The organism is Mycobacterium sp. E3305 (assembly GCF_001666785.1).
GTDB lineage: Bacteria > Actinomycetota > Actinomycetes > Mycobacteriales > Mycobacteriaceae > Mycobacterium.
Map to the genome: position 1 here is coordinate 1 of NZ_LZJA01000133.1, position 19,825 is coordinate 19,825.

At 67.9% G+C, this 19,825-nt stretch carries 15 protein-coding genes and 2 pseudogenes; 13 read left to right on the plus strand and 4 right to left on the minus strand.

The annotated features are described in order from the left end of the window. A pseudogene (locus A5701_RS12485) lies at positions 1 to 505 on the minus strand (carotenoid oxygenase family protein); the annotation flags it as partial. Between A5701_RS12485 and A5701_RS12490 the strand changes: the two are divergent. The 10 genes and pseudogenes from A5701_RS12490 to A5701_RS12535 form a co-directional block, all read left to right on the plus strand. Beyond that, positions 503 to 1,258: pseudogene (locus tag A5701_RS12490) on the plus strand (carotenoid oxygenase family protein); the annotation flags it as partial. The pseudogenes A5701_RS12485 and A5701_RS12490 overlap by 3 nt on opposite strands. A gap of 169 nt (positions 1,259 to 1,427) precedes the next feature. Further along, positions 1,428 to 2,438 (plus strand): ABC transporter ATP-binding protein, encoded by a 1,011-nt coding sequence (locus A5701_RS12495; RefSeq protein ID WP_067312439.1) that lies wholly within the window; start codon positions 1,428 to 1,430, stop codon positions 2,436 to 2,438. Positions 2,439 to 2,835: 397 nt separating this feature from the next. Then, positions 2,836 to 6,342 carry a DNA-directed RNA polymerase subunit beta gene (locus tag A5701_RS12500; protein WP_156670070.1) on the plus strand — a complete coding sequence of 1,169 codons (3,507 nt, stop codon included), beginning with the start codon at positions 2,836 to 2,838 and terminating at the stop codon, positions 6,340 to 6,342. Positions 6,343 to 6,383: 41 nt separating this feature from the next. After that, a complete protein-coding gene (locus A5701_RS12505) occupies positions 6,384 to 10,334 on the plus strand; it encodes a DNA-directed RNA polymerase subunit beta' (RefSeq protein WP_067753430.1) in 3,951 nt (1,316 codons plus the stop codon). 145 nt (positions 10,335 to 10,479) lie between these two features. Beyond that, positions 10,480 to 11,235 carry a deoxyribonuclease IV gene (locus A5701_RS12510; protein WP_067753538.1) on the plus strand — a complete coding sequence of 252 codons (756 nt, stop codon included), beginning with the start codon at positions 10,480 to 10,482 and terminating at the stop codon, positions 11,233 to 11,235. Between the two features lie 11 nt (positions 11,236 to 11,246). Then, on the plus strand, positions 11,247 to 12,077 hold the full coding sequence (locus A5701_RS12515; protein WP_067753433.1) for a PHB depolymerase family esterase: 831 nt from the start codon (positions 11,247 to 11,249) through the stop codon (positions 12,075 to 12,077). Between the two features lie 51 nt (positions 12,078 to 12,128). Continuing rightward, positions 12,129 to 13,757 carry an acyl-CoA dehydrogenase family protein gene (locus tag A5701_RS12520; RefSeq protein WP_067753436.1) on the plus strand — a complete coding sequence of 543 codons (1,629 nt, stop codon included), beginning with the start codon at positions 12,129 to 12,131 and terminating at the stop codon, positions 13,755 to 13,757. Then, positions 13,754 to 14,692, plus strand: coding sequence for a crotonase/enoyl-CoA hydratase family protein (locus A5701_RS12525; protein WP_067753440.1), 939 nt, complete (start codon positions 13,754 to 13,756; stop codon positions 14,690 to 14,692). The genes A5701_RS12520 and A5701_RS12525 overlap by 4 nt, the downstream gene beginning before the upstream one ends. A 3-nt stretch (positions 14,693 to 14,695) precedes the next feature. Then, positions 14,696 to 15,415: a PaaX family transcriptional regulator C-terminal domain-containing protein gene (locus tag A5701_RS12530; protein WP_067753444.1), complete on the plus strand. Its 720-nt coding sequence runs from the start codon at positions 14,696 to 14,698 to the stop codon at positions 15,413 to 15,415. Then, positions 15,412 to 16,179: a crotonase/enoyl-CoA hydratase family protein gene (locus A5701_RS12535; RefSeq protein ID WP_067753447.1), complete on the plus strand. Its 768-nt coding sequence runs from the start codon at positions 15,412 to 15,414 to the stop codon at positions 16,177 to 16,179. Before A5701_RS12530 ends, A5701_RS12535 begins: the two co-directional genes overlap by 4 nt. A gap of 1 nt (position 16,180) precedes the next feature. Here A5701_RS12535 and A5701_RS29140 read toward each other — a convergent pair whose 3' ends face one another. From A5701_RS29140 to A5701_RS12550, 3 genes are all read right to left on the minus strand, one after another. Then, a complete protein-coding gene (locus tag A5701_RS29140; RefSeq protein WP_067753541.1) occupies positions 16,181 to 16,891 on the minus strand; it encodes a DUF732 domain-containing protein in 711 nt (236 codons plus the stop codon). 88 nt (positions 16,892 to 16,979) lie between these two features. Beyond that, positions 16,980 to 17,435: a DUF3060 domain-containing protein gene (locus tag A5701_RS12545; RefSeq protein WP_369807416.1), complete on the minus strand. Its 456-nt coding sequence runs from the start codon at positions 17,433 to 17,435 to the stop codon at positions 16,980 to 16,982. A gap of 78 nt (positions 17,436 to 17,513) precedes the next feature. Beyond that, complete coding sequence (locus A5701_RS12550) at positions 17,514 to 17,882, minus strand: DUF3060 domain-containing protein (protein WP_067753450.1); 369 nt, start codon at positions 17,880 to 17,882, stop codon at positions 17,514 to 17,516. Positions 17,883 to 18,019: 137 nt separating this feature from the next. Between A5701_RS12550 and A5701_RS12555 the strand changes: the two genes are divergently transcribed. The 3 genes from A5701_RS12555 to rpsG all read left to right on the plus strand — a co-directional run bounded on the left by A5701_RS12555 (position 18,020) and on the right by rpsG (position 19,778). After that, a complete protein-coding gene (locus A5701_RS12555) occupies positions 18,020 to 18,664 on the plus strand; it encodes a TetR/AcrR family transcriptional regulator (protein WP_067753453.1) in 645 nt (214 codons plus the stop codon). A 269-nt stretch (positions 18,665 to 18,933) separates the two neighbouring features. Continuing rightward, complete coding sequence (rpsL, locus tag A5701_RS12560; protein ID WP_007167812.1) at positions 18,934 to 19,308, plus strand: 30S ribosomal protein S12; 375 nt, start codon at positions 18,934 to 18,936, stop codon at positions 19,306 to 19,308. Next, complete coding sequence (rpsG, locus tag A5701_RS12565; RefSeq protein WP_066999224.1) at positions 19,308 to 19,778, plus strand: 30S ribosomal protein S7; 471 nt, start codon at positions 19,308 to 19,310, stop codon at positions 19,776 to 19,778. The genes rpsL and rpsG overlap by 1 nt, the downstream gene beginning before the upstream one ends. The last annotated feature ends 47 nt before the right edge of the window (positions 19,779 to 19,825 follow it).

The following is a 19,825-nucleotide window of genomic DNA, read 5'->3' on the forward strand; positions in this document are numbered from 1 at the left end:
TCCGGTTCATCAGGGCGTTGATCGGGCTCGGCACTCGCACGCGCCCGATCAGCGACTGCATCGCCAGCCGGGCCGGCAGGCCGAGCCAGCGGGGCATGGTCTGCGGCAGCGCCTGCACCGGGTCGAAGGTCACCGGCAGGTCGTAGATGACGACGTACTTCTCGGTCAGTGAGAAGTCGTGCATCATTGGCGACCCGGACACCTCGATGTCGACCGTGCGGCGGGCGCGGCCCCGGGTGTCGATCACCGAATACTGCACGGTGCGTCCGCGGGCGAACGAGTAAGAGACGGCGTGCAATTCGCCGGTGCGCGGGTCGCGGTGCGGATGGGCGGTGTAGCCGCCCGCCAGCGTGCCGTCGAAGTCGCAGGTGCCGACCGTGTCCAGCTCGTCGGTCAGCTCGTAGTTGGCCACCCCGCCCTCGACCAGCGCCAGGGTGCGCCCGGCGTGGGTCAAGACATTGGTGTTGGCGCCGAGCGAGAGCATGCCCGCCCGCGGGTCGAGCCGGCCCGGCTGGCGATGCAGTCGCTGATCGGGCGCGTGCGAGTGCCGAGCCCGATCAACGCCCTGATGAACCGGAACCCGAAGCACTCCGACCGCATGCCGTACGCCTGGAACCCCGGCTACCCGGCGCGCATCGGGGTCATGCCGCGCGAGGGCGGCAACGCGGACGTCCGCTGGTTCGAGATCGAGCCCTGCTACGTCTACCACCCCCTCAACGCCTACTCCGAGATGCGGGACGGCGCAGAGGTTTTGGTGCTCGACGTGGTGCGATACGCGCGGATGTTCGACCGCGACCGGCACGGGCCCGGCGAGACACCGCCGACGCTGGACCGGTGGACGATCAACCTGGCGACCGGCGCGGTGGCCACCGAATGCCGCGACGATCAGCCGCAGGAATTTCCGCGGATCAACGAGGACATGCTGGGCGGCCCGCACCGCTTCGGCTACACCGTCGGGGCTTACTTCGCCGGCGGCGCCGCCGCGCTGTACAAGCACGACTACCAGACCGGCGCCCGCGAGGTCGCCGCGCTCGATCCCGACCTTTTGCTCGGCGAGATGTCCTTTGTGCCCAACCCCGGCTCCCAGAAGGGACGAGTCGAGGACGACGGCGTTCTGATGGGCTACGGCTACCACCGGGGCCGCGACGAGGGCCAGCTGGTGTTGCTCGACGCGCAGACGCTCGAGTCCGTGGCCACCGTGCATTTGCCACAGCGGGTGCCGATGGGCTTTCACGGCAATTGGGCGCCCACTGGCTAACGCGCGTCGAATAGGATGGCGGCCGCCGGCGACGGCCGGATCTCAGGTCAGCCAATTTTTCCCGGCTGTGCCTTGCAACCCTGATGCCGTGCAGCAAGCGTGCGCTACAGTGACTCATGCCACATAAAAGGGCAGGTGGCGGGCATGAGCGTCGACGGAAGGATCTCCCATGGGTGTCGCTATTGAGGTGAACGGCCTCACCAAGTCCTTCGGATCGTCGAGAATTTGGGAAGACGTGACCCTGGAGATCCCCGCCGGGGAGGTCAGCGTGCTGCTGGGGCCGTCCGGTACCGGCAAATCGGTGTTCCTGAAGTCCCTGATCGGCCTGCTGCGTCCCGAGCGCGGCTCGGTGGTCATCGACGGCACCGACATCCTGCAGTGCTCGGCCAAGGAGCTCTACGAGATCCGCACGCTGTTCGGCGTCATGTTCCAGGACGGTGCCCTGTTCGGTTCGATGAACCTGTTCGACAACGCCGCCTTCCCGCTGCGCGAGCACACCAAGAAGAAGGAAAGCGAGATCCGTGACATCGTCATGGAGAAGCTGCAGATGGTGGGTCTCGGCGGCGACGAGAAGAAGTTCCCCGGCGAGATCTCCGGCGGTATGCGCAAGCGCGCCAGCCTGGCCCGCGCCCTGGTGATGGACCCGCAGATCATCCTCTGCGACGAGCCCGACTCCGGTCTGGACCCGGTCCGCACCGCCTACCTGAGCCAGCTGATCCTCGACATCAACGCCCAGATCGACGCCACCGTCCTCATCGTCACGCACAACATCAACATCGCCCGCACCGTGCCGGACAACATGGGCATGCTCTTCCGGCGCAAGCTGGTCATGTTCGGCCCCCGCGAGGTGCTGCTGACCAGCGACGAGCCGGTCGTGCGGCAGTTCCTCAACGGCCGCCGCATCGGCCCGATCGGCATGTCCGAGGAAAAGGACGAGGCGACGATGGCCGAAGAGCAGGCCGCCCTCGAGGCCGGCCAGCACGCCGGCGGTGTGGAGGAGATCGAGGGCGTGCCGCCGCAGATCGTCGCGTCCCCCGGGATGCCCGAGCGCAAGGCCGTCGGCCGGCGCCAGGCGCGGGTGCGCGAGATCCTGCACACCCTGCCGCAGAAGGCGCAAGCCGCGATCATCGACGACATGGAGGGCACCCACAAGTACCGCGCGCACGAGGTCGGCGACTAGCTCCTCCGGCCCGAGGTTTCGCGATAACTTCGCGTAACTCCCCCGGCCCGCCCTCTTGACGACGGGCCGTAAACGGGCCAGTCTGTTGGGCAGCATGTATCCAGCGGAGAGTCGAGATGCCAGCCAGCGCCGATGTCCCTGGATGTCCTGTGCTGGACAGTTGAGGAATGCGCCGCCCTACGCTATTGTTGGACGTTGCGCTGGCTACCTCCTGCCCACCTCACCCGCCACCTGACACCGTGGTCTAAGCCTGAGCCCCCTGCAAGCGGCTTAGTTCTTTCACCGTGCGCGTGAGATCCGGACAGTTCGTTCGCCGGCCTAACCGACACAATTCGCGGCGAACGCAACCGGTGGTTCCGGTCTTCGTGAGTCGCACGAGGTGCTGGAAGGATGCATCTTGGCTGATTCTCGCCAGAGCAAAACGGATCGCCCACAAAGTTCCTCTAATGGAAGTTCCCTAAACGGCTCCGTCCCCGGAGCGCCCAACCGAGTTTCCTTCGCCAAGCTCCGCGAACCGCTCGAGGTTCCCGGCCTGCTCGACGTGCAGATCGACTCCTTCGAGTGGTTGATCGGCTCACCGCGCTGGCGCGAGGCCGCCACCGATCGTGGCGAGCCCAGCCCGGTCGGCGGCCTCGAAGAGGTGCTCTACGAGCTCTCGCCGATCGAGGACTTCTCCGGCTCGATGTCGCTGTCGTTCTCCGATCCCCGTTTCGACGAGGTCAAGGCGCCGGTCGACGAGTGCAAAGACAAGGACATGACGTACGCGGCCCCGCTGTTCGTCACGGCCGAGTTCATCAACAACAACACCGGCGAGATCAAGAGCCAGACGGTGTTCATGGGCGACTTCCCGATGATGACCGAGAAGGGCACCTTCATCATCAACGGGACCGAGCGCGTGGTCGTCAGCCAGCTCGTTCGCTCGCCCGGCGTGTACTTCGACGAGACCATCGACAAGTCCACCGAGAAGCTGCTGCACAGCGTCAAGGTGATCCCCAGCCGCGGCGCGTGGCTGGAGTTCGACGTCGACAAGCGCGACACCGTCGGCGTGCGCATCGACCGCAAGCGCCGCCAGCCCGTCACCGTGCTGCTCAAGGCGCTGGGCTGGACCAACGAGCAGATCCACGAGCGGTTCGGCTTCTCCGAGATCATGATGGGCACGCTGGAGAAGGACAACACCGCGGGCACCGACGAGGCGCTGCTGGACATCTACCGCAAGCTGCGCCCGGGCGAGCCGCCGACCAAGGAGTCCGCGCAGACCCTGCTGGAGAACCTGTTCTTCAAGGAGAAGCGCTACGACCTGGCCCGCGTCGGCCGCTACAAGGTCAACAAGAAGCTCGGCCTGCACGCCGGCGAGCCGATCACGTCGTCCACGCTGACCGAGGAAGACGTCGTCGCGACCATCGAATACCTGGTCCGCCTGCACGAGGGCCAGGCCACGATGACCGTCCCGGGCGGCATCGAGGTGCCGGTGGAGACCGACGACATCGACCACTTCGGCAACCGGCGGCTGCGCACGGTCGGCGAGTTGATCCAGAACCAGATCCGGGTCGGCATGTCCCGGATGGAGCGCGTCGTCCGCGAGCGGATGACCACGCAGGACGTCGAGGCGATCACGCCGCAGACGCTGATCAACATCCGGCCGGTCGTCGCCGCGATCAAGGAGTTCTTCGGCACCAGCCAGCTCTCCCAGTTCATGGACCAGAACAACCCGCTGTCGGGTCTGACCCACAAGCGCCGCCTGTCGGCGCTGGGCCCCGGCGGTCTGTCCCGTGAGCGGGCCGGGCTGGAGGTTCGTGACGTGCACCCGTCGCACTACGGCCGGATGTGCCCGATCGAGACCCCGGAGGGTCCGAACATCGGCCTGATCGGCTCGCTGTCGGTGTACGCGCGGGTCAACCCGTTCGGCTTCATCGAGACGCCGTACCGCAAGGTGGTCGACGGTGTGGTCACCGACGAGATCCACTACCTGACCGCCGACGAGGAGGACCGCCACGTGGTGGCGCAGGCCAACTCGCCGATCGACGCGAAGGGCCGGTTTGAGGAGTCGCGCGTCCTGGTCCGCCGCAAGGCGGGCGAGGTCGAGTACGTGCCGTCGTCCGAGGTGGACTACATGGACGTGTCGCCGCGCCAGATGGTGTCGGTGGCCACCGCCATGATCCCGTTCCTCGAACACGACGACGCCAACCGTGCCCTGATGGGCGCCAACATGCAGCGTCAGGCGGTTCCGCTGGTGCGCAGCGAGGCGCCGCTGGTGGGCACCGGCATGGAGCTGCGCGCCGCGATCGACGCCGGCGACGTCGTCGTCGCGGACAAGGCCGGGGTGATCGAGGAGGTCTCCGCCGACTACATCACGGTGATGGCCGACGACGGCACCCGGCACACCTACCGGATGCGCAAGTTCGAGCGGTCCAACCACGGCACCTGCGCCAACCAGTCGCCGATCGTGGACGCCGGGGACCGGGTCGAGGCCGGCCAGGTCATCGCCGACGGCCCCTGCACCGAGAACGGTGAGATGGCGTTGGGCAAGAACCTGCTGGTGGCGATCATGCCGTGGGAGGGCCACAACTACGAGGACGCGATCATCCTGTCCAACCGCCTGGTTGAGGAGGACGTGCTCACCTCGATCCACATCGAGGAGCACGAGATCGACGCCCGCGACACCAAGCTGGGCGCCGAGGAGATCACCCGGGACATCCCGAACGTCTCCGACGAGGTGCTGGCCGACCTCGACGAGCGCGGCATCGTCCGCATCGGCGCCGAGGTGCGCGACGGCGACATCCTGGTCGGCAAGGTCACCCCGAAGGGGGAGACCGAGCTGACCCCGGAGGAGCGGCTGCTGCGGGCGATCTTCGGTGAGAAGGCCCGCGAGGTCCGCGACACCTCGCTGAAGGTGCCGCACGGCGAGTCCGGCAAGGTGATCGGCATCCGGGTGTTCTCCCGCGAGGACGACGACGAGCTGCCGGCCGGTGTCAACGAGCTGGTCCGCGTCTACGTGGCCCAGAAGCGCAAGATCTCCGACGGTGACAAGCTCGCCGGCCGGCACGGCAACAAGGGCGTGATCGGCAAGATCCTGCCCGTCGAGGACATGCCGTTCCTGCCGGACGGCACCCCGGTGGACATCATCCTGAACACGCACGGTGTGCCGCGACGGATGAACATCGGCCAGATCCTGGAGACCCACCTCGGGTGGGTGGCCAAGTCCGGCTGGAACATCGAGGGTTCCCCCGAGTGGGCGGCCAACCTGCCCAAGGAGCTGCAGAGCGCGGAGCCGAACGCCATCGTGTCGACGCCGGTGTTCGACGGCGCCCGGGAGGCGGAGCTGCAGGGGCTGCTGTCCTGCACGCTGCCCAACCGGGACAACGAGGTGATGGTGGACGGCGACGGCAAGGCGGTGCTCTTCGACGGCCGCAGCGGTGAGCCGTTCCCGTACCCGGTGACGGTTGGCTTCATGTACATCATGAAGCTGCACCACCTGGTGGACGACAAGATCCACGCCCGCTCCACCGGCCCGTACTCGATGATCACCCAGCAGCCGCTGGGCGGTAAGGCGCAGTTCGGTGGCCAGCGGTTCGGTGAGATGGAGTGCTGGGCCATGCAGGCCTACGGCGCCGCGTACACGCTGCAGGAGCTGTTGACCATCAAGTCCGACGACACGGTCGGCCGGGTCAAGGTGTACGAGGCGATCGTCAAGGGCGAGAACATCCCCGAGCCGGGCATCCCCGAGTCGTTCAAGGTGCTGCTCAAGGAGCTGCAGTCGCTGTGCCTGAACGTCGAGGTGCTCTCGTCGGACGGCGCGGCGATCGAATTGCGCGAAGGCGAGGACGAGGACCTGGAGCGGGCTGCGGCCAACCTGGGAATCAACTTGTCGCGCAACGAATCCGCCTCCGTTGAGGACCTGGCTTAATCACTTTTAGTTACTAAACCCGCAAGGGGAAAGGGAGTTACGTGCTCGACGTCAACTTCTTCGATGAACTCCGTATCGGCCTGGCCACCGCGGAGGACATCAGGCAATGGTCTTACGGCGAGGTCAAGAAGCCGGAGACGATCAACTACCGCACGCTGAAGCCGGAGAAGGACGGCCTGTTCTGCGAGAAGATCTTCGGACCTACTCGCGACTGGGAGTGCTACTGCGGCAAGTACAAGCGCGTCCGCTTCAAGGGCATCATCTGTGAGCGTTGCGGCGTCGAGGTGACTCGCGCCAAGGTGCGCCGCGAGCGGATGGGTCACATCGAGCTGGCCGCGCCGGTCACGCACATCTGGTACTTCAAGGGTGTGCCGAGCCGCCTCGGTTACCTGCTCGACCTCGCCCCGAAGGATCTCGAGAAGATCATCTACTTCGCGGCGTACGTGATCACGTCGGTCGACGACGAGATGCGGCACAACGAGCTGTCCACGCTCGAGGCCGAAATGATGGTGGAGCGCAAGGCCGTTGAGGATCAGCGCGACGCCGACCTGGAGGCCCGCGCGCAGAAGCTGGAGGCCGACCTGGCCGAGCTGGAGGCCGAGGGCGCCAAGGCCGACGCCCGCCGCAAGGTGCGCGACGGCGGCGAGCGGGAGATGCGTCAGCTCCGCGACCGCGCCCAGCGTGAGCTGGACCGGCTGGAGGACATTTGGAGCACCTTCACCAAGCTGGCCCCCAAGCAGTTGATCGTCGACGAGAACCTCTACCGCGAGCTCGTCGACCGCTACGGCGAGTACTTCACCGGCGCCATGGGCGCGGAGTCGATCCAGAAGCTCATCGAGAACTTCGACATCGACGCCGAGGCCGACTCGCTGCGTGACGTCATCCGAAACGGCAAGGGGCAGAAGAAGCTTCGCGCCCTCAAGCGCCTGAAGGTGGTCGCCGCCTTCCAGCAGTCGGGCAACTCGCCGATGGGCATGGTGCTCGACGCCGTCCCGGTGATCCCGCCGGAACTGCGCCCGATGGTGCAGTTGGACGGTGGCCGCTTCGCGACCAGTGACCTGAACGACCTGTACCGCCGGGTCATCAACCGCAACAACCGCCTCAAGAGGCTGATCGACCTCGGCGCGCCCGAGATCATCGTCAACAACGAGAAGCGGATGCTGCAGGAGTCCGTCGACGCGCTGTTCGACAACGGCCGTCGCGGCCGCCCGGTCACCGGGCCGGGCAACCGTCCGCTGAAGTCGCTGTCGGATCTGTTGAAGGGCAAGCAGGGCCGGTTCCGTCAGAACCTGCTCGGTAAGCGTGTCGACTACTCGGGCCGCAGCGTCATCGTGGTCGGCCCGCAGCTCAAGCTGCACCAGTGCGGCCTGCCCAAGCTGATGGCGCTCGAGCTGTTCAAGCCGTTCGTGATGAAGCGGCTCGTCGACCTCAACCACGCGCAGAACATCAAGAGCGCCAAGCGGATGGTGGAGCGGCAGCGTCCCCAGGTGTGGGACGTCCTGGAAGAGGTCATCGCCGAGCACCCGGTGCTGCTGAACCGCGCACCCACGCTGCACCGGCTGGGCATCCAGGCCTTCGAGCCGATGCTGGTGGAGGGCAAGGCGATTCAGCTGCACCCGCTGGTGTGTGAGGCGTTCAACGCCGACTTCGACGGTGACCAGATGGCGGTGCACCTGCCGCTGAGCGCCGAGGCGCAGGCCGAGGCCCGCATCCTGATGCTGTCTTCCAACAACATCCTGTCGCCGGCCTCCGGCCGCCCGCTGGCCATGCCGCGACTGGACATGGTGACCGGGCTGTACTTCCTGACCACCGAGGTCGACGGCGACAAGGGCGAATTCTCGCCCGCCGCAAAGGATCAGCCGGAGGTTGGCGTGTACTCCTCGCCGGCCGAGGCGATCATGGCCGCCGACCGCGGCGTGCTGTCGGTGCGGGCCAAGATCAAGGTGCGACTGACGCAGCTGCGTCCGCCCGCCGAGATCGAGGCCGAGCTGTTCGGCGCCAACGGCTGGCAGCCGGGCGACGCCTGGATGGCCGAGACGACGCTGGGCCGGGTGCTGTTCAACGAGCTGCTGCCGGTGGGCTACCCGTTCGTGAACAAGCAGATGCACAAGAAGGTGCAGGCCGCGATCATCAACGACCTCGCCGAGCGCTACCCGATGATCGTGGTGGCGCAGACCGTCGACAAGCTCAAGGACGCCGGCTTCTACTGGGCCACCCGCAGTGGGGTCACCGTGTCGATGGCCGACGTGCTGGTCCCGCCGCGCAAGAAGGAGATCCTCGACCAGTACGAGGAGCGGGCCGAGAAGGTCGAAAAGCAGTTCCAGCGAGGCGCTTTGAACCACGACGAGCGCAACGAGGCGCTGGTGGAGATCTGGAAGGAAGCCACCGACGAGGTCGGTCAGGCGCTCCGCGAGCACTACCCCAGCGACAACCCGATCATCACGATCGTCGACTCGGGTGCCACGGGTAACTTCACCCAGACCCGAACGCTGGCCGGCATGAAGGGTCTGGTGACCAACCCGAAGGGTGAGTTCATCCCGCGTCCGGTCAAGTCGTCGTTCCGCGAGGGCCTGACGGTGCTGGAGTACTTCATCAACACGCACGGCGCCCGAAAGGGCCTGGCGGACACCGCGTTGCGTACCGCCGACTCGGGTTACCTGACCCGTCGTCTGGTGGACGTGAGCCAGGACGTCATCGTCCGCGAGCACGACTGCGAGACCGAGCGCGGCATCATCGTCGAGCTCGCCGAGCGTCAGCCCGACGGCACCCTGATCCGCGACCCGTACATCGAAACCTCGGCGTACGCGCGGACTTTGGGCACCGACGCGGTCGACGAGGCCGGCAACGTCGTCGTCGCGCGCGGCGAGGACCTGGGTGACCCGGAGATCGACGCCCTGCTGGCGGCCGGCATCACGCAGGTGAAGGTGCGCTCGGTGCTGACCTGCACCACGGGCACCGGCGTGTGCGCGACCTGCTACGGGCGTTCGATGGCCACCGGCAAGCTGGTCGACATCGGCGAGGCCGTCGGCATCGTCGCGGCCCAGTCCATCGGTGAGCCCGGCACGCAGCTGACCATGCGTACCTTCCACCAGGGTGGTGTCGGTGAGGACATCACCGGCGGTCTGCCCCGGGTCCAGGAACTGTTCGAGGCCCGCGTCCCGCGCGGCAAGGCGCCGATCGCCGACGTCACCGGGCGGGTGCAACTCGAGGAGGGTGAGCGCTTCTACAAGATCACCATCGTTCCCGACGACGGGAGCGAGGAGGTCGTGTACGACAAGCTCTCCAAGCGGCAGCGGCTGCGCGTGTTCAAGCACGACGACGGTTCCGAGCGGGTCCTGTCCGACGGCGACCACGTCGAGGTGGGCCAGCAGCTGATGGAGGGTTCGGCCGACCCGCACGAGGTGTTGCGCGTGCAGGGCCCCCGCGAGGTGCAGATCCACCTGGTCCGCGAGGTCCAGGAGGTTTACCGCGCCCAGGGTGTGTCGATCCACGACAAGCACATCGAGGTGATCGTCCGCCAGATGCTGCGTCGCGTCACCATCATCGACTCGGGCTCGACGGAGTTCCTGCCCGGCTCGCTGATCGACCGCGCGGAGTTCGAGGCGGAGAACCGTCGCGTGGTGGCCGAGGGCGGCGAGCCCGCCGCCGGGCGCCCGGTACTGATGGGTATCACGAAGGCATCGCTGGCCACCGATTCGTGGCTCAGTGCGGCGTCGTTCCAGGAGACCACGCGAGTGCTGACCGATGCGGCCATCAACTGCCGCAGCGACAAGCTCAACGGTCTGAAGGAGAACGTGATCATCGGAAAGCTGATCCCGGCCGGTACCGGCATCAACCGGTACCGCAACATCCAGGTGCAGCCGACCGAGGAGGCCCGGGCCGCCGCGTACACGATCCCGTCCTACGAGGATCAGTACTACAGCCCGGACTTCGGCCAGGCGACTGGAGCCGCGGTTCCGCTGGACGACTACGGCTACAGCGACTACCGGTAGTCGACACAGAAAAAGCCCCGGGCACTCGCCCGGGGTTTTTTCGTACCCGCTCGTACCCGCCGACTGTCACGCCAGCGTGGCTCTGGCGACCCAATGTCACGCTGGCGTGACGCTCGCGTCGGCCGCCCTTTACTACACTGGCGACGTGCTCATCGGTTCACACGTCCACAACGAAGACCCGCTGGCGGCCGCCCAGGCGGACGGGGCCGACGTGGTGCAGTTCTTCCTCGGCAACCCGCAGAGCTGGAAGAAGCCGAAGCCCCGCGACGACGCCGGCACGCTCAAGGCGTCGGCCGTGCCGCTCTACGTCCACGCGCCGTACCTCATCAACGTGGCGTCGGCCAACAACCGCATCCGCATCCCGTCGCGCAAGATCCTGCAGGACACCTGCGACGCGGCCGCGGAGATCGGCGCGACGGCCGTGATCGTGCACGGCGGCCACGCCGACGACGACGACATGGAGGCCGGGTTCGAGCGGTGGGTCAAGGCGCTGGACTACCTGGAAACCGATGTGCCCGTGTACCTGGAGAACACGGCGGGCGGCGACCACGCGATGGCGCGTCACTTCGACACCATCGGCAAACTCTGGGATCACATCGGCGACAAGGGAATCGGCTTCTGCCTGGACACCTGCCACGCCTGGGCCGCCGGCGAGGCGCTGGTCGACGCGGTCGACCGGATCAAGGCGCTGACCGGCCGCATCGACCTGGTGCACTGCAACGACTCGAGGGACGCGGCGGGCTCGGGCGCCGACCGGCACGCCAACTTCGGCACCGGCCAGATCGATCCCGAGCTGCTCGTCGCGGTGGTCACGGCGGCCGCTGCACCCGTCATCTGCGAGACCGCCGACGAGGGACGCAAGGACGACATCGCGTTCCTGCGGGAAAAGACCGGCGGCTGAGATCTCCGCCCGTGCTCGGTCGGCTCGCAACGCTCCTCGGGGTCGTCCTCCTGGTCGCGAGCTGTTCGCCTGCGCCGCCCTCGGGCTTCGTCACCGGGACCAGCCTGCACCACCTCGATGTGGGCGGGCACGATCGCAGCTACCGGCTCTACGAGCCGGCGGGCAAATCCGCATCGCCTCCGCTGGTCGTCGTGCTGCACGGCTATTCCGGGAGCGCCCGGCAGGTCGAAAGGGATTACGGCTGGGACGAATTGGCCGATTCGGCCAAGGTCGTCGTCGCCTACCCGGACGGGCTGGACCGGGCCTGGAACGTCGACGGGGAGACCTGCTGCGGCCGGCCGGGACGGGAGGGCGTCGACGACGTCGCGTTCATCAGCGCGGTCGTCGCCGACGTCGCCAAGCACGTCGGCACCGACCCCGCCCGTGTCTATGTCTCCGGAATGAGCAACGGCGGCATCATGTCCTTTACGCTCGCGTGCGCCACCGACATCTTCGCCGCGATCGGGCCGGTCGCCGCCACGCAGCTGACTCGATGCCCCAACCCGCGTCCGACGTCGATCATGCACATTCACGGCACGGCGGACCGGCTGGTGCCCTACGGCGGCGGGCAGGGTTTCAGCGTGATCAACGGCCCCGCGGTGCCCGAGGTGAATGCGTTCTGGCGCAACGTCGATCAGTGCGCAAGCCCGGCCACCACCAGCAATGGCCCGATCACCACGTCGACGGCGGGCTGCGCAGGCAACCGCGGCGTCACGCTCATCACGATCGATCAGGGCGGCCACGAGTGGCCGCCGTTCGCCGCCCGCACCCTGTGGGAGTTCTTCGCCGCGCACCCACGGTGACGTCGCATTACACCTCTTGTGCGGCTGTCGAAAAAATGTAACATGAGGGGCATGTCGGATACGCATGTCGTCACCAACCAGGTTCCCCCGCTGGAGAACTACAACCCCGCGACGTCCGCGGTACTCGCCGAGGCCCTGATCCGTGAGGGTGGGGAATGGGGCTCCGAAGAGGTGACCGAGGTGGGCGCGATCGCCGGCGGCGCCCAAGCCCAGCGCTGGGGCGAGCTCGCCGACCGCAACCGGCCCATCCTGCACACCCATGACAAATACGGCCACCGGGTCGACGAGGTCGAGTACGACCCGGCCTACCACGAACTGATGCGCACGGCGATCGCCAGCGGCATCCACGCGGCACCGTGGGCCGACGGGCGCCCGGGCGCCCACGTGGTGCGTGCGGCCAAGATGTCGGTCTGGAACGTCGAGCCCGGCCACACCTGCCCGATCTCGATGACCTACGCCGTCGTCCCTGCGCTGCGCTACAACCCCGAACTCGCGGCGGTCTACGAGCCGCTGCTCACCAGCCGCGAATACGATCCCGAGCTCAAGCTGGCCACCACCAAACGCGGCATCACCGCGGGCATGTCGATGACCGAGAAGCAGGGCGGCTCCGACGTGCGGGCGGGGACGACGCAGGCCACCCCGAACGGCGACGGCACCTACAGCCTCGTCGGTCACAAGTGGTTCACCTCGGCCCCGATGTGCGACATCTTCCTGGTTCTCGCGCAGGCCCCGGGCGGGCTGTCCTGCTTCCTGCTGCCGCGGGTGCTGCCCGACGGCAGTCGCAACCGCATGTTCCTGCAGCGGCTCAAGGACAAGCTGGGCAACCACGCCAACGCGTCCAGCGAGGTCGAGTACGACGGCGCCACCGCATGGTTGGTGGGCGAGGAGGGCCGCGGCGTCCCCACCATCATCGAGATGGTCAACCTGACGCGGCTGGACTGCACCCTCGGCAGTGCCACCAGCATGCGCACCGGCCTGACCCGCGCGATCCACCACGCTCAGCACCGAAAGGCGTTCGGCGCCTACCTGATCGACCAGCCGCTCATGCGCAACGTGCTGGCCGACCTGGCCGTGGAGGCCGAGGCCGCCACCATCGTCGCGATGCGGATGGCCGGCGCCACCGACAAGGCGTTGCGCGGCGACGACCGGGAGGCGTTGCTGCGCCGCATCGGGTTGGCGGCCAGCAAGTACTGGGTGTGCAAGCGCGCCACCCCGCACGCCGCCGAGGCGCTGGAATGCCTGGGCGGCAACGGCTACGTCGAGGACTCGGGCATGCCGCGGTTGTTCCGTGAGGCGCCGCTGATGGGCATCTGGGAGGGCTCGGGCAATGTGAGCGCGCTGGACACGTTGCGCGCCATGGCAACTCGCCCCGAATGCGTCGAGGTGTTGTTCGGTGAACTCTCCGAAAGCGCCGCGGCCGACCCGCGACTGGGCGCGCACGTCGACCGGCTGCGGCAGGACCTGAGCGACCTGGACACCATCGCGCATCGGGCCCGCAAGGTCGCCGAGGACATCTGTCTGGCGCTGCAGGGCTCGCTGCTGGTGCGCCACGGCCACCCCGCGGTCGCCGAGGCCTTCCTGACCACCCGGCTCGACCGTCGGTGGGGCGGCGCGTTCGGCACGATGCCCACCGGGCTCGACCTGGCTCCCATTCTCGAGCGTGCTCTAGTAAAGGGATGACTCACGCGATCAGGCCGGTCGACTTCGACAACCTGAAGACGATGACCTATGAGGTCACCGATCGGGTTGCCCGGATCACCTTCAACCGGCCGGAGAAGGGCAACGCGATCGTCGCGGACACCCCGCTGGAGCTCTCGGCGCTGGTGGAGCGCGCCGATCTGGATCCCAATGTGCACGTGATCCTGGTGTCGGGTCGTGGCGAGGGCTTCTGTGCGGGCTTCGACCTGAGCGCGTACGCCGATCGCACCGGCTCGGCCGGCGGGACCGGCGCCTATGCGGGGACCGTTCTCAGCGGAAAAACCCAGGCGGTCAACCACTTACCCGATCAGCCGTGGGACCCGATGATCGACTACCAGATGATGAGCCGGTTCGTGCGCGGCTTCTCCAGCCTGATGCACGCCGACAAGCCGACGGTGGTCAAGATCCATGGCTATTGCGTGGCCGGCGGCACCGACATCGCGCTGCACGCCGACCAGGTGATCGCTGCCGCCGACGCCAAGATCGGGTACCCGCCGACCCGGGTATGGGGCGTCCCGGCGGCGGGCCTGTGGGCGCACCGGCTGGGCGACCAGCGCGCCAAGCGCCTGCTGTTCACCGGCGATTGCATCACCGGGGCTCAGGCCGCGGAATGGGGCCTGGCGGTCGAGGCGCCGGAGCCCGAAGACCTCGACGAGCGCACCGAGCGGCTGGTGCAGCGGATCGCCGCGGTGCCGGTCAACCAGCTGATCATGGTCAAGCTCGCGCTCAATTCGGCTCTGCTGCAACAGGGTGTGGCCACCAGCAGGATGGTCAGCACCGTGTTCGACGGTGTCGCCCGGCATACCCCCGAAGGCCACGCCTTCGTCGCCGACGCGACCGAACACGGCTTCCGGGAAGCGGTGCGGCATCGCGACGAGCCCTTCGGTGACTACGGCCGCCGCGCGTCACAGGTCTAGCCCATGGCCACCATGACGGCCCGGTCGGTGGTGCTCAGCGTGCTGCTGGGCGCCCACCCGGCGCACGCCCGGGCCAGCGAATTGGTCAGGCTTACTGCGGATTTCGGCATCAAAGAGACCACCCTGCGGGTGGCGCTGACCCGCATGGTGGGTGCCGGTGACCTGATCCGCTCCGCCGACGGCTATCGGCTCTCGGATCGGCTGCTGGCCCGGCAGCGCCGCCAGGACGACGCCATCGACCCGCGGGTCCGCCCGTGGGGCGGGGAGTGGGTCACGCTGATCGTGACCAGCGTGGGCGGCGACGCGCGTACCCGGGCCTCGCTGCGAAACGCCATGCACGGCAAGCGCTTCGGTGAACTGCGCGAGGGTGTGTGGATGCGCCCCGACAACCTGGAGTCCGACCTCGATCCCGAGATCGACGCCCGGGTGCGGGTCCTGCGGGCGCGCGTCGACGACGCCGCCGAACTCGCCACCCAGCTGTGGGACCTGCCCGCGTGGGCCCGGGCCGGTAACCGGCTGCTCGACGAGATGGCCGCCGCGCCGGACATTCCCGCCCGGTTCGTGGTGGCCGCGGCGACGGTGCGACACCTGCTCACCGACCCGGTCCTGCCCGACGAACTGCTGCCCGCCGACTGGCCCGGTGCGCGGCTGCGGGCGGCCTACCACGACTTCGCCACTGAGCTGCTGCAGCGGCGGGAACCACTATTCGCGGAGGCAAAATGAGCGACCCAGTGCGGATCGAACGCAACGGCCCGGTGACGACGGTGATCCTGAACCGGCCGGCCGCCCGCAATGCGGTCAACGGCCCCACGGCCGCCGCGCTGTACGCGGCGTTCGACGAATTCGACCGCGACGACAGCGCATCGGTCGCCGTGTTGTGGGGCGACGGCGGAACGTTCTGCGCCGGCGCCGATCTGAAGGCCTTCGGCACGCCCGACGCCAACGCCGTGCACCGGACGGGCCCGGGCCCGATGGGGCCGACGCGAATGGTGTTGTCCAAGCCGGTGATCGCCGCCGTCAGCGGCTTCGCGGTCGCCGGGGGTTTGGAGTTGGCCGTCTGGTGCGACCTGCGGGTGGCCGAGGAGGACGCCGTGTTCGGGGTGTACTGCCGCCGCTGGGGCGTGCCGCTGATCGATGGCGGCACGGTGCGGTTGCCGCGGCTGATCGGACACAGCCGCGCGATGGACATGATCCTCACCGGCCGCGGCGTCAAGGCCGACGAAGCCCTCGCGATGGGGCTGGCCAACCGCGTCGTGCCCAACGGCCAGGCGCGGCAGGCGGCGGAGGAATTGGCGGCGCAACTGGCCGCGCTGCCGCAGCAGTGCCTGCGGTCCGATCGACTCTCGGCGTTACATCAATGGGGGACAACGGAATCCGAGGCGATCGACTTCGAATTCGCCAGCATCTCCCGCGTCGCCGCCGAGGCGAACGAGGGGGCTGGGCGGTTCGCCGCCGGCGCGGGCCGGCACGGCGCTCCCGCGGGCTAGCCTACGGCGCGAGCCGCACCCTGCCGGGCGGCGTGGGAGGGGTGTCACCGCCGGCGCCGGGAGGGCCACCCGGTGCGGGAGCCACCGTCGGTCCCTGCTGCGGTCCCGGTTGTGGCTCTTGCGCCGGTGCGGGCGCTTGCGGCCGCGGCGACGGGGCCGCGACGGGCGGGGGCGGCGCCAGGATCTGGGCCGTCGGGGCGGGCGGCGGCGGAAGTTGCGGCGGGTCCGGCTGCGCGGTTTCCCCCGCGGGCAACGGTCCGTACGACGCCAGCCGAACCCCGGCCGGTTGGGCGGTTGGTTCGCTCGAACCGGGTCCGCGATTGGCCACGCCCTGCAGCGAAGCGATCTTCGGCTGGTTGTTCGGGCAATAGGCCTCGACCGAAGCGGAGATGAATCGGGCGATGGTGCGCGCCACGCGATCGGCGGGGTACTGGCCGCCGCCCGGATTGGCTTTGAAGGCCCGTTCCCTCAGGTCGTCGACTACGCCGTCGACCGGCATCCCGCCATCGAGTTGGCGGCAGATCCGGTGTGCCGTGCCGATGAGGCTGGGAATGTTGTCCAGCGCGGGGATTCCCTTTTGGTCGAGCAGTGATACGAACTGGTCGTCGGTCGGGTCGGCCGCCGCCACCTCGTGGGGAAGCATCACGACGCCGGTCAGCACCACGATCGCCGTGACCAGTGCGCCGGCGCGGATGGTGGTGCGGGTGAGCATGGCTGGATTCCGTTCTGCCGGGATCATCATATGCCCCAATCAAAACGCTCGCCTCACGGCGAATGCCCCTGTCAGGGAACGACTACCGTCAGCCGCCCTTGGTGATCGTGTTGCCCGAGCCGAGGTTGTCCACCTTGGGCTCACCGTCCTTGTAGGTGATGGTGTTGTTGAATCCGATCACGCTGATCCGCGTGTCGACCTTGTCCAGGGTGATCTTGTTGCTCGCGCCGCCGACGGTCACCGTCGCGCAGGAGCCGGTGATGGTGAGGGTGTTGTCCGAGCCGCCCACGTTCAGCGACTTGCCGCTGGCGCAGTCAAGCGTCGCGGTGGTCCCCATCGACCCGTAGGTGAGCGTGTTGCCGATCTCGACTGACGCGGTGGTGCTGGCCCCGCCCGACTTGGTGGTGGTGGCCGCCCCGGCGCTTGTCGTCGTCGTCGGGCTGCTCTTGGTCGTCGTGCTGGAACCGCCGGGCGGGTTGGCCGTCGAGCTGCAGCCGGCCACCAACACGGCCGCGAGCGCCGGGGCCACGGTGAGCGCGATCAGCCCCGAGGGGCGGTCAAAGATGCGGGCGGACAATGTTCCTCGATTCCCCTGAAGTTGGATGGTGACGTGGTGTCGGGCCTAGCCGGGCACTTGCTGGAGCCGGTTGGTCATGCCCAGTTCGCGGCCGCGGTCCCACAGGACCGGCGCGCCGTTGTGGAAGAACACGGTCTGGTCGTAGCCGTAGACGGTGATGTCGTGCGAGACGGAATCGGCGACGACGGTGTTGGACGAGCCCATCACCGTCACCGCGTAGCAGTTGCCCAGCGCCGTGACGTTGTTGAAGGAGCCGTTGACGAACAGCGTGGCGTCGTTGCAGTCCAGCGTCTGCTGGATGCCCTGGCCGACGACGTGGGTGTCGCCGTTCTTGGCGTGCGCCGCGGGGGCGGGGGTGGCGGCGACGGTGATGACACAGGTAGCCAGCGACCCGGCGACGGTTGTCCAGTGCACTGCGGGCCCCCTTGGTGACGGGTGATCAGCTGGACTGAGATTACGTCCATCCGGCCGTGGCTGAAATAGTTTCGCGACCGGCGTCAACTAGAGTCATTAGTTAAGCACCCCGAACATCCCGAGCGAAGGGCCCCGCCATGGCAGCTCAGCCCGAAACGCCGACGGCGGCCGGGCGCCCGCGCGGGGGGAGGGCCGGCTCCCGCCCGGCCAAGCTGAGCCGCGAGGGCATCATCGACGGCGCGCTGACCTTCCTGGACCGGGAGGGCTGGGACGCCCTCACCATCAACGCGCTGGCGACGCAGCTGGGCACCAAGGGGCCGTCGCTGTACAACCACGTGGACAGCCTGGAGGACCTGCGCCGGGCGGTGCGGATCCGCGTCATCGACGACATCATCACGATGCTGAACCGGGTCGGCGAGGGCCGCGCCCGCGACGACGCGGTGCTCGTCATGGCGGGCGCCTACCGCAGCTATGCGCATCACCACCCCGGCCGCTACTCGGCATTCACCCGGATGCCGCTGGGCGGCGACGACCCGGAGTACACGGCGGCCACCCGGGGCGCGGCCGCGCCGGTGATCGCGGTGCTGTCCTCCTACGGGCTCGACGGCGACGAGGCCTTCCACGCGGCGCTGGAGTTCTGGTCCGCGCTGCACGGCTTCGTGCTGCTGGAGATGACCGGTGTCATGGACGACATCGACACCGACGCGCTGTTTTCGGACATGGTGCTGCGCCTGGCGGCGGGTCTGGAGCGGCGCGTCACCCACGACGGCGTCAGGGGCTAGCTTCGACGGTGTCCGGGGTTTGACCGCCGCTTTGACCTGCAAGACCGGCGGCGGGTATTGTGGAGGCTCGTGCCTGGCGGCTTACGGCGCCTAACCGTAAGGAAGTGGATGCCGGGCGAATTCACATGTCCACGATGCATCGGATCGTCCTCCGGTGCGCAACGCGTGCGACACACCCGGCCGCGGGGTAGTGCGACCGGGCATAACTGCAGTACGAAGACTTGAGAACCGCCGACAGACGCCCAACACGAACACAGAAAGCCTCCTAGATGCCAACCATTCAGCAGCTGGTCCGCAAGGGTCGCCGCGACAAGATCGCCAAGGTCAAGACCGCGGCCCTGAAGGGCAGCCCGCAGCGCCGTGGCGTATGCACTCGCGTGTACACCACCACCCCGAAGAAGCCGAACTCGGCGCTTCGGAAGGTCGCGCGCGTGAAGCTGACGAGCCAGGTCGAGGTCACCGCCTACATCCCGGGCGAGGGCCACAACCTCCAGGAACACTCGATGGTGCTGGTGCGTGGTGGCCGAGTCAAGGACTTGCCCGGCGTGCGCTACAAGATCATCCGCGGTTCGCTCGACACCCAGGGCGTCAAGAACCGCAAGCAGGCCCGCAGCCGTTACGGCGCCAAGAAGGAGAAGAGCTAATGCCGCGCAAGGGGCCCGCGCCCAAGCGTCCGCTGGTCAACGACCCGGTCTACGGTTCGCAGCTCGTCACGCAGCTCGTCAACAAAGTCCTGCTGGACGGGAAGAAATCGCTGGCCGAACGCATTGTTTATGGTGCGCTCGAACAAGCTCGTGAGAAGACCGGCACCGACCCGGTGATCACTCTCAAGCGCGCCATGGACAACGTCAAGCCTTCCCTCGAGGTGCGGAGTCGCCGCGTCGGTGGTGCGACGTATCAGGTTCCGGTCGAGGTGCGACCGGACCGCTCGGTGACGCTGGCCCTGCGTTGGCTGGTCAGCTTCTCCAAGCAGCGTCGCGAGAAGACCATGGTCGAGCGGCTGGCGAACGAGATCCTGGACGCCAGCAACGGCCTGGGTGCCGCCGTCAAGCGACGCGAGGACACCCACAAGATGGCCGAGGCCAACCGCGCCTTCGCGCACTATCGCTGGTGATCTAGCCGGCGACGGGGCCGGCGCAAACAAGACAGCGAACCAAGCAA

Coding starts and splice junctions, on each gene's coding strand:
- A5701_RS12495 (WP_067312439.1), top strand. CDS start 1,428: ATGGGTGTCGCTATTGAGGTGAACGGCCTCACCAAGTCCTTCGGATCG.
- A5701_RS12520 (WP_067753436.1), top strand. CDS start 12,129: ATGTCGGATACGCATGTCGTCACCAACCAGGTTCCCCCGCTGGAGAAC.
- A5701_RS12525 (WP_067753440.1), top strand. CDS start 13,754: ATGACTCACGCGATCAGGCCGGTCGACTTCGACAACCTGAAGACGATG.
- A5701_RS12530 (WP_067753444.1), top strand. CDS start 14,696: ATGGCCACCATGACGGCCCGGTCGGTGGTGCTCAGCGTGCTGCTGGGC.
- A5701_RS12535 (WP_067753447.1), top strand. CDS start 15,412: ATGAGCGACCCAGTGCGGATCGAACGCAACGGCCCGGTGACGACGGTG.
- A5701_RS29140 (WP_067753541.1), bottom strand. CDS start 16,891: ATGCTCACCCGCACCACCATCCGCGCCGGCGCACTGGTCACGGCGATC.
- A5701_RS12555 (WP_067753453.1), top strand. CDS start 18,020: ATGGCAGCTCAGCCCGAAACGCCGACGGCGGCCGGGCGCCCGCGCGGG.
- rpsL (WP_007167812.1), top strand. CDS start 18,934: ATGCCAACCATTCAGCAGCTGGTCCGCAAGGGTCGCCGCGACAAGATC.
- rpsG (WP_066999224.1), top strand. CDS start 19,308: ATGCCGCGCAAGGGGCCCGCGCCCAAGCGTCCGCTGGTCAACGACCCG.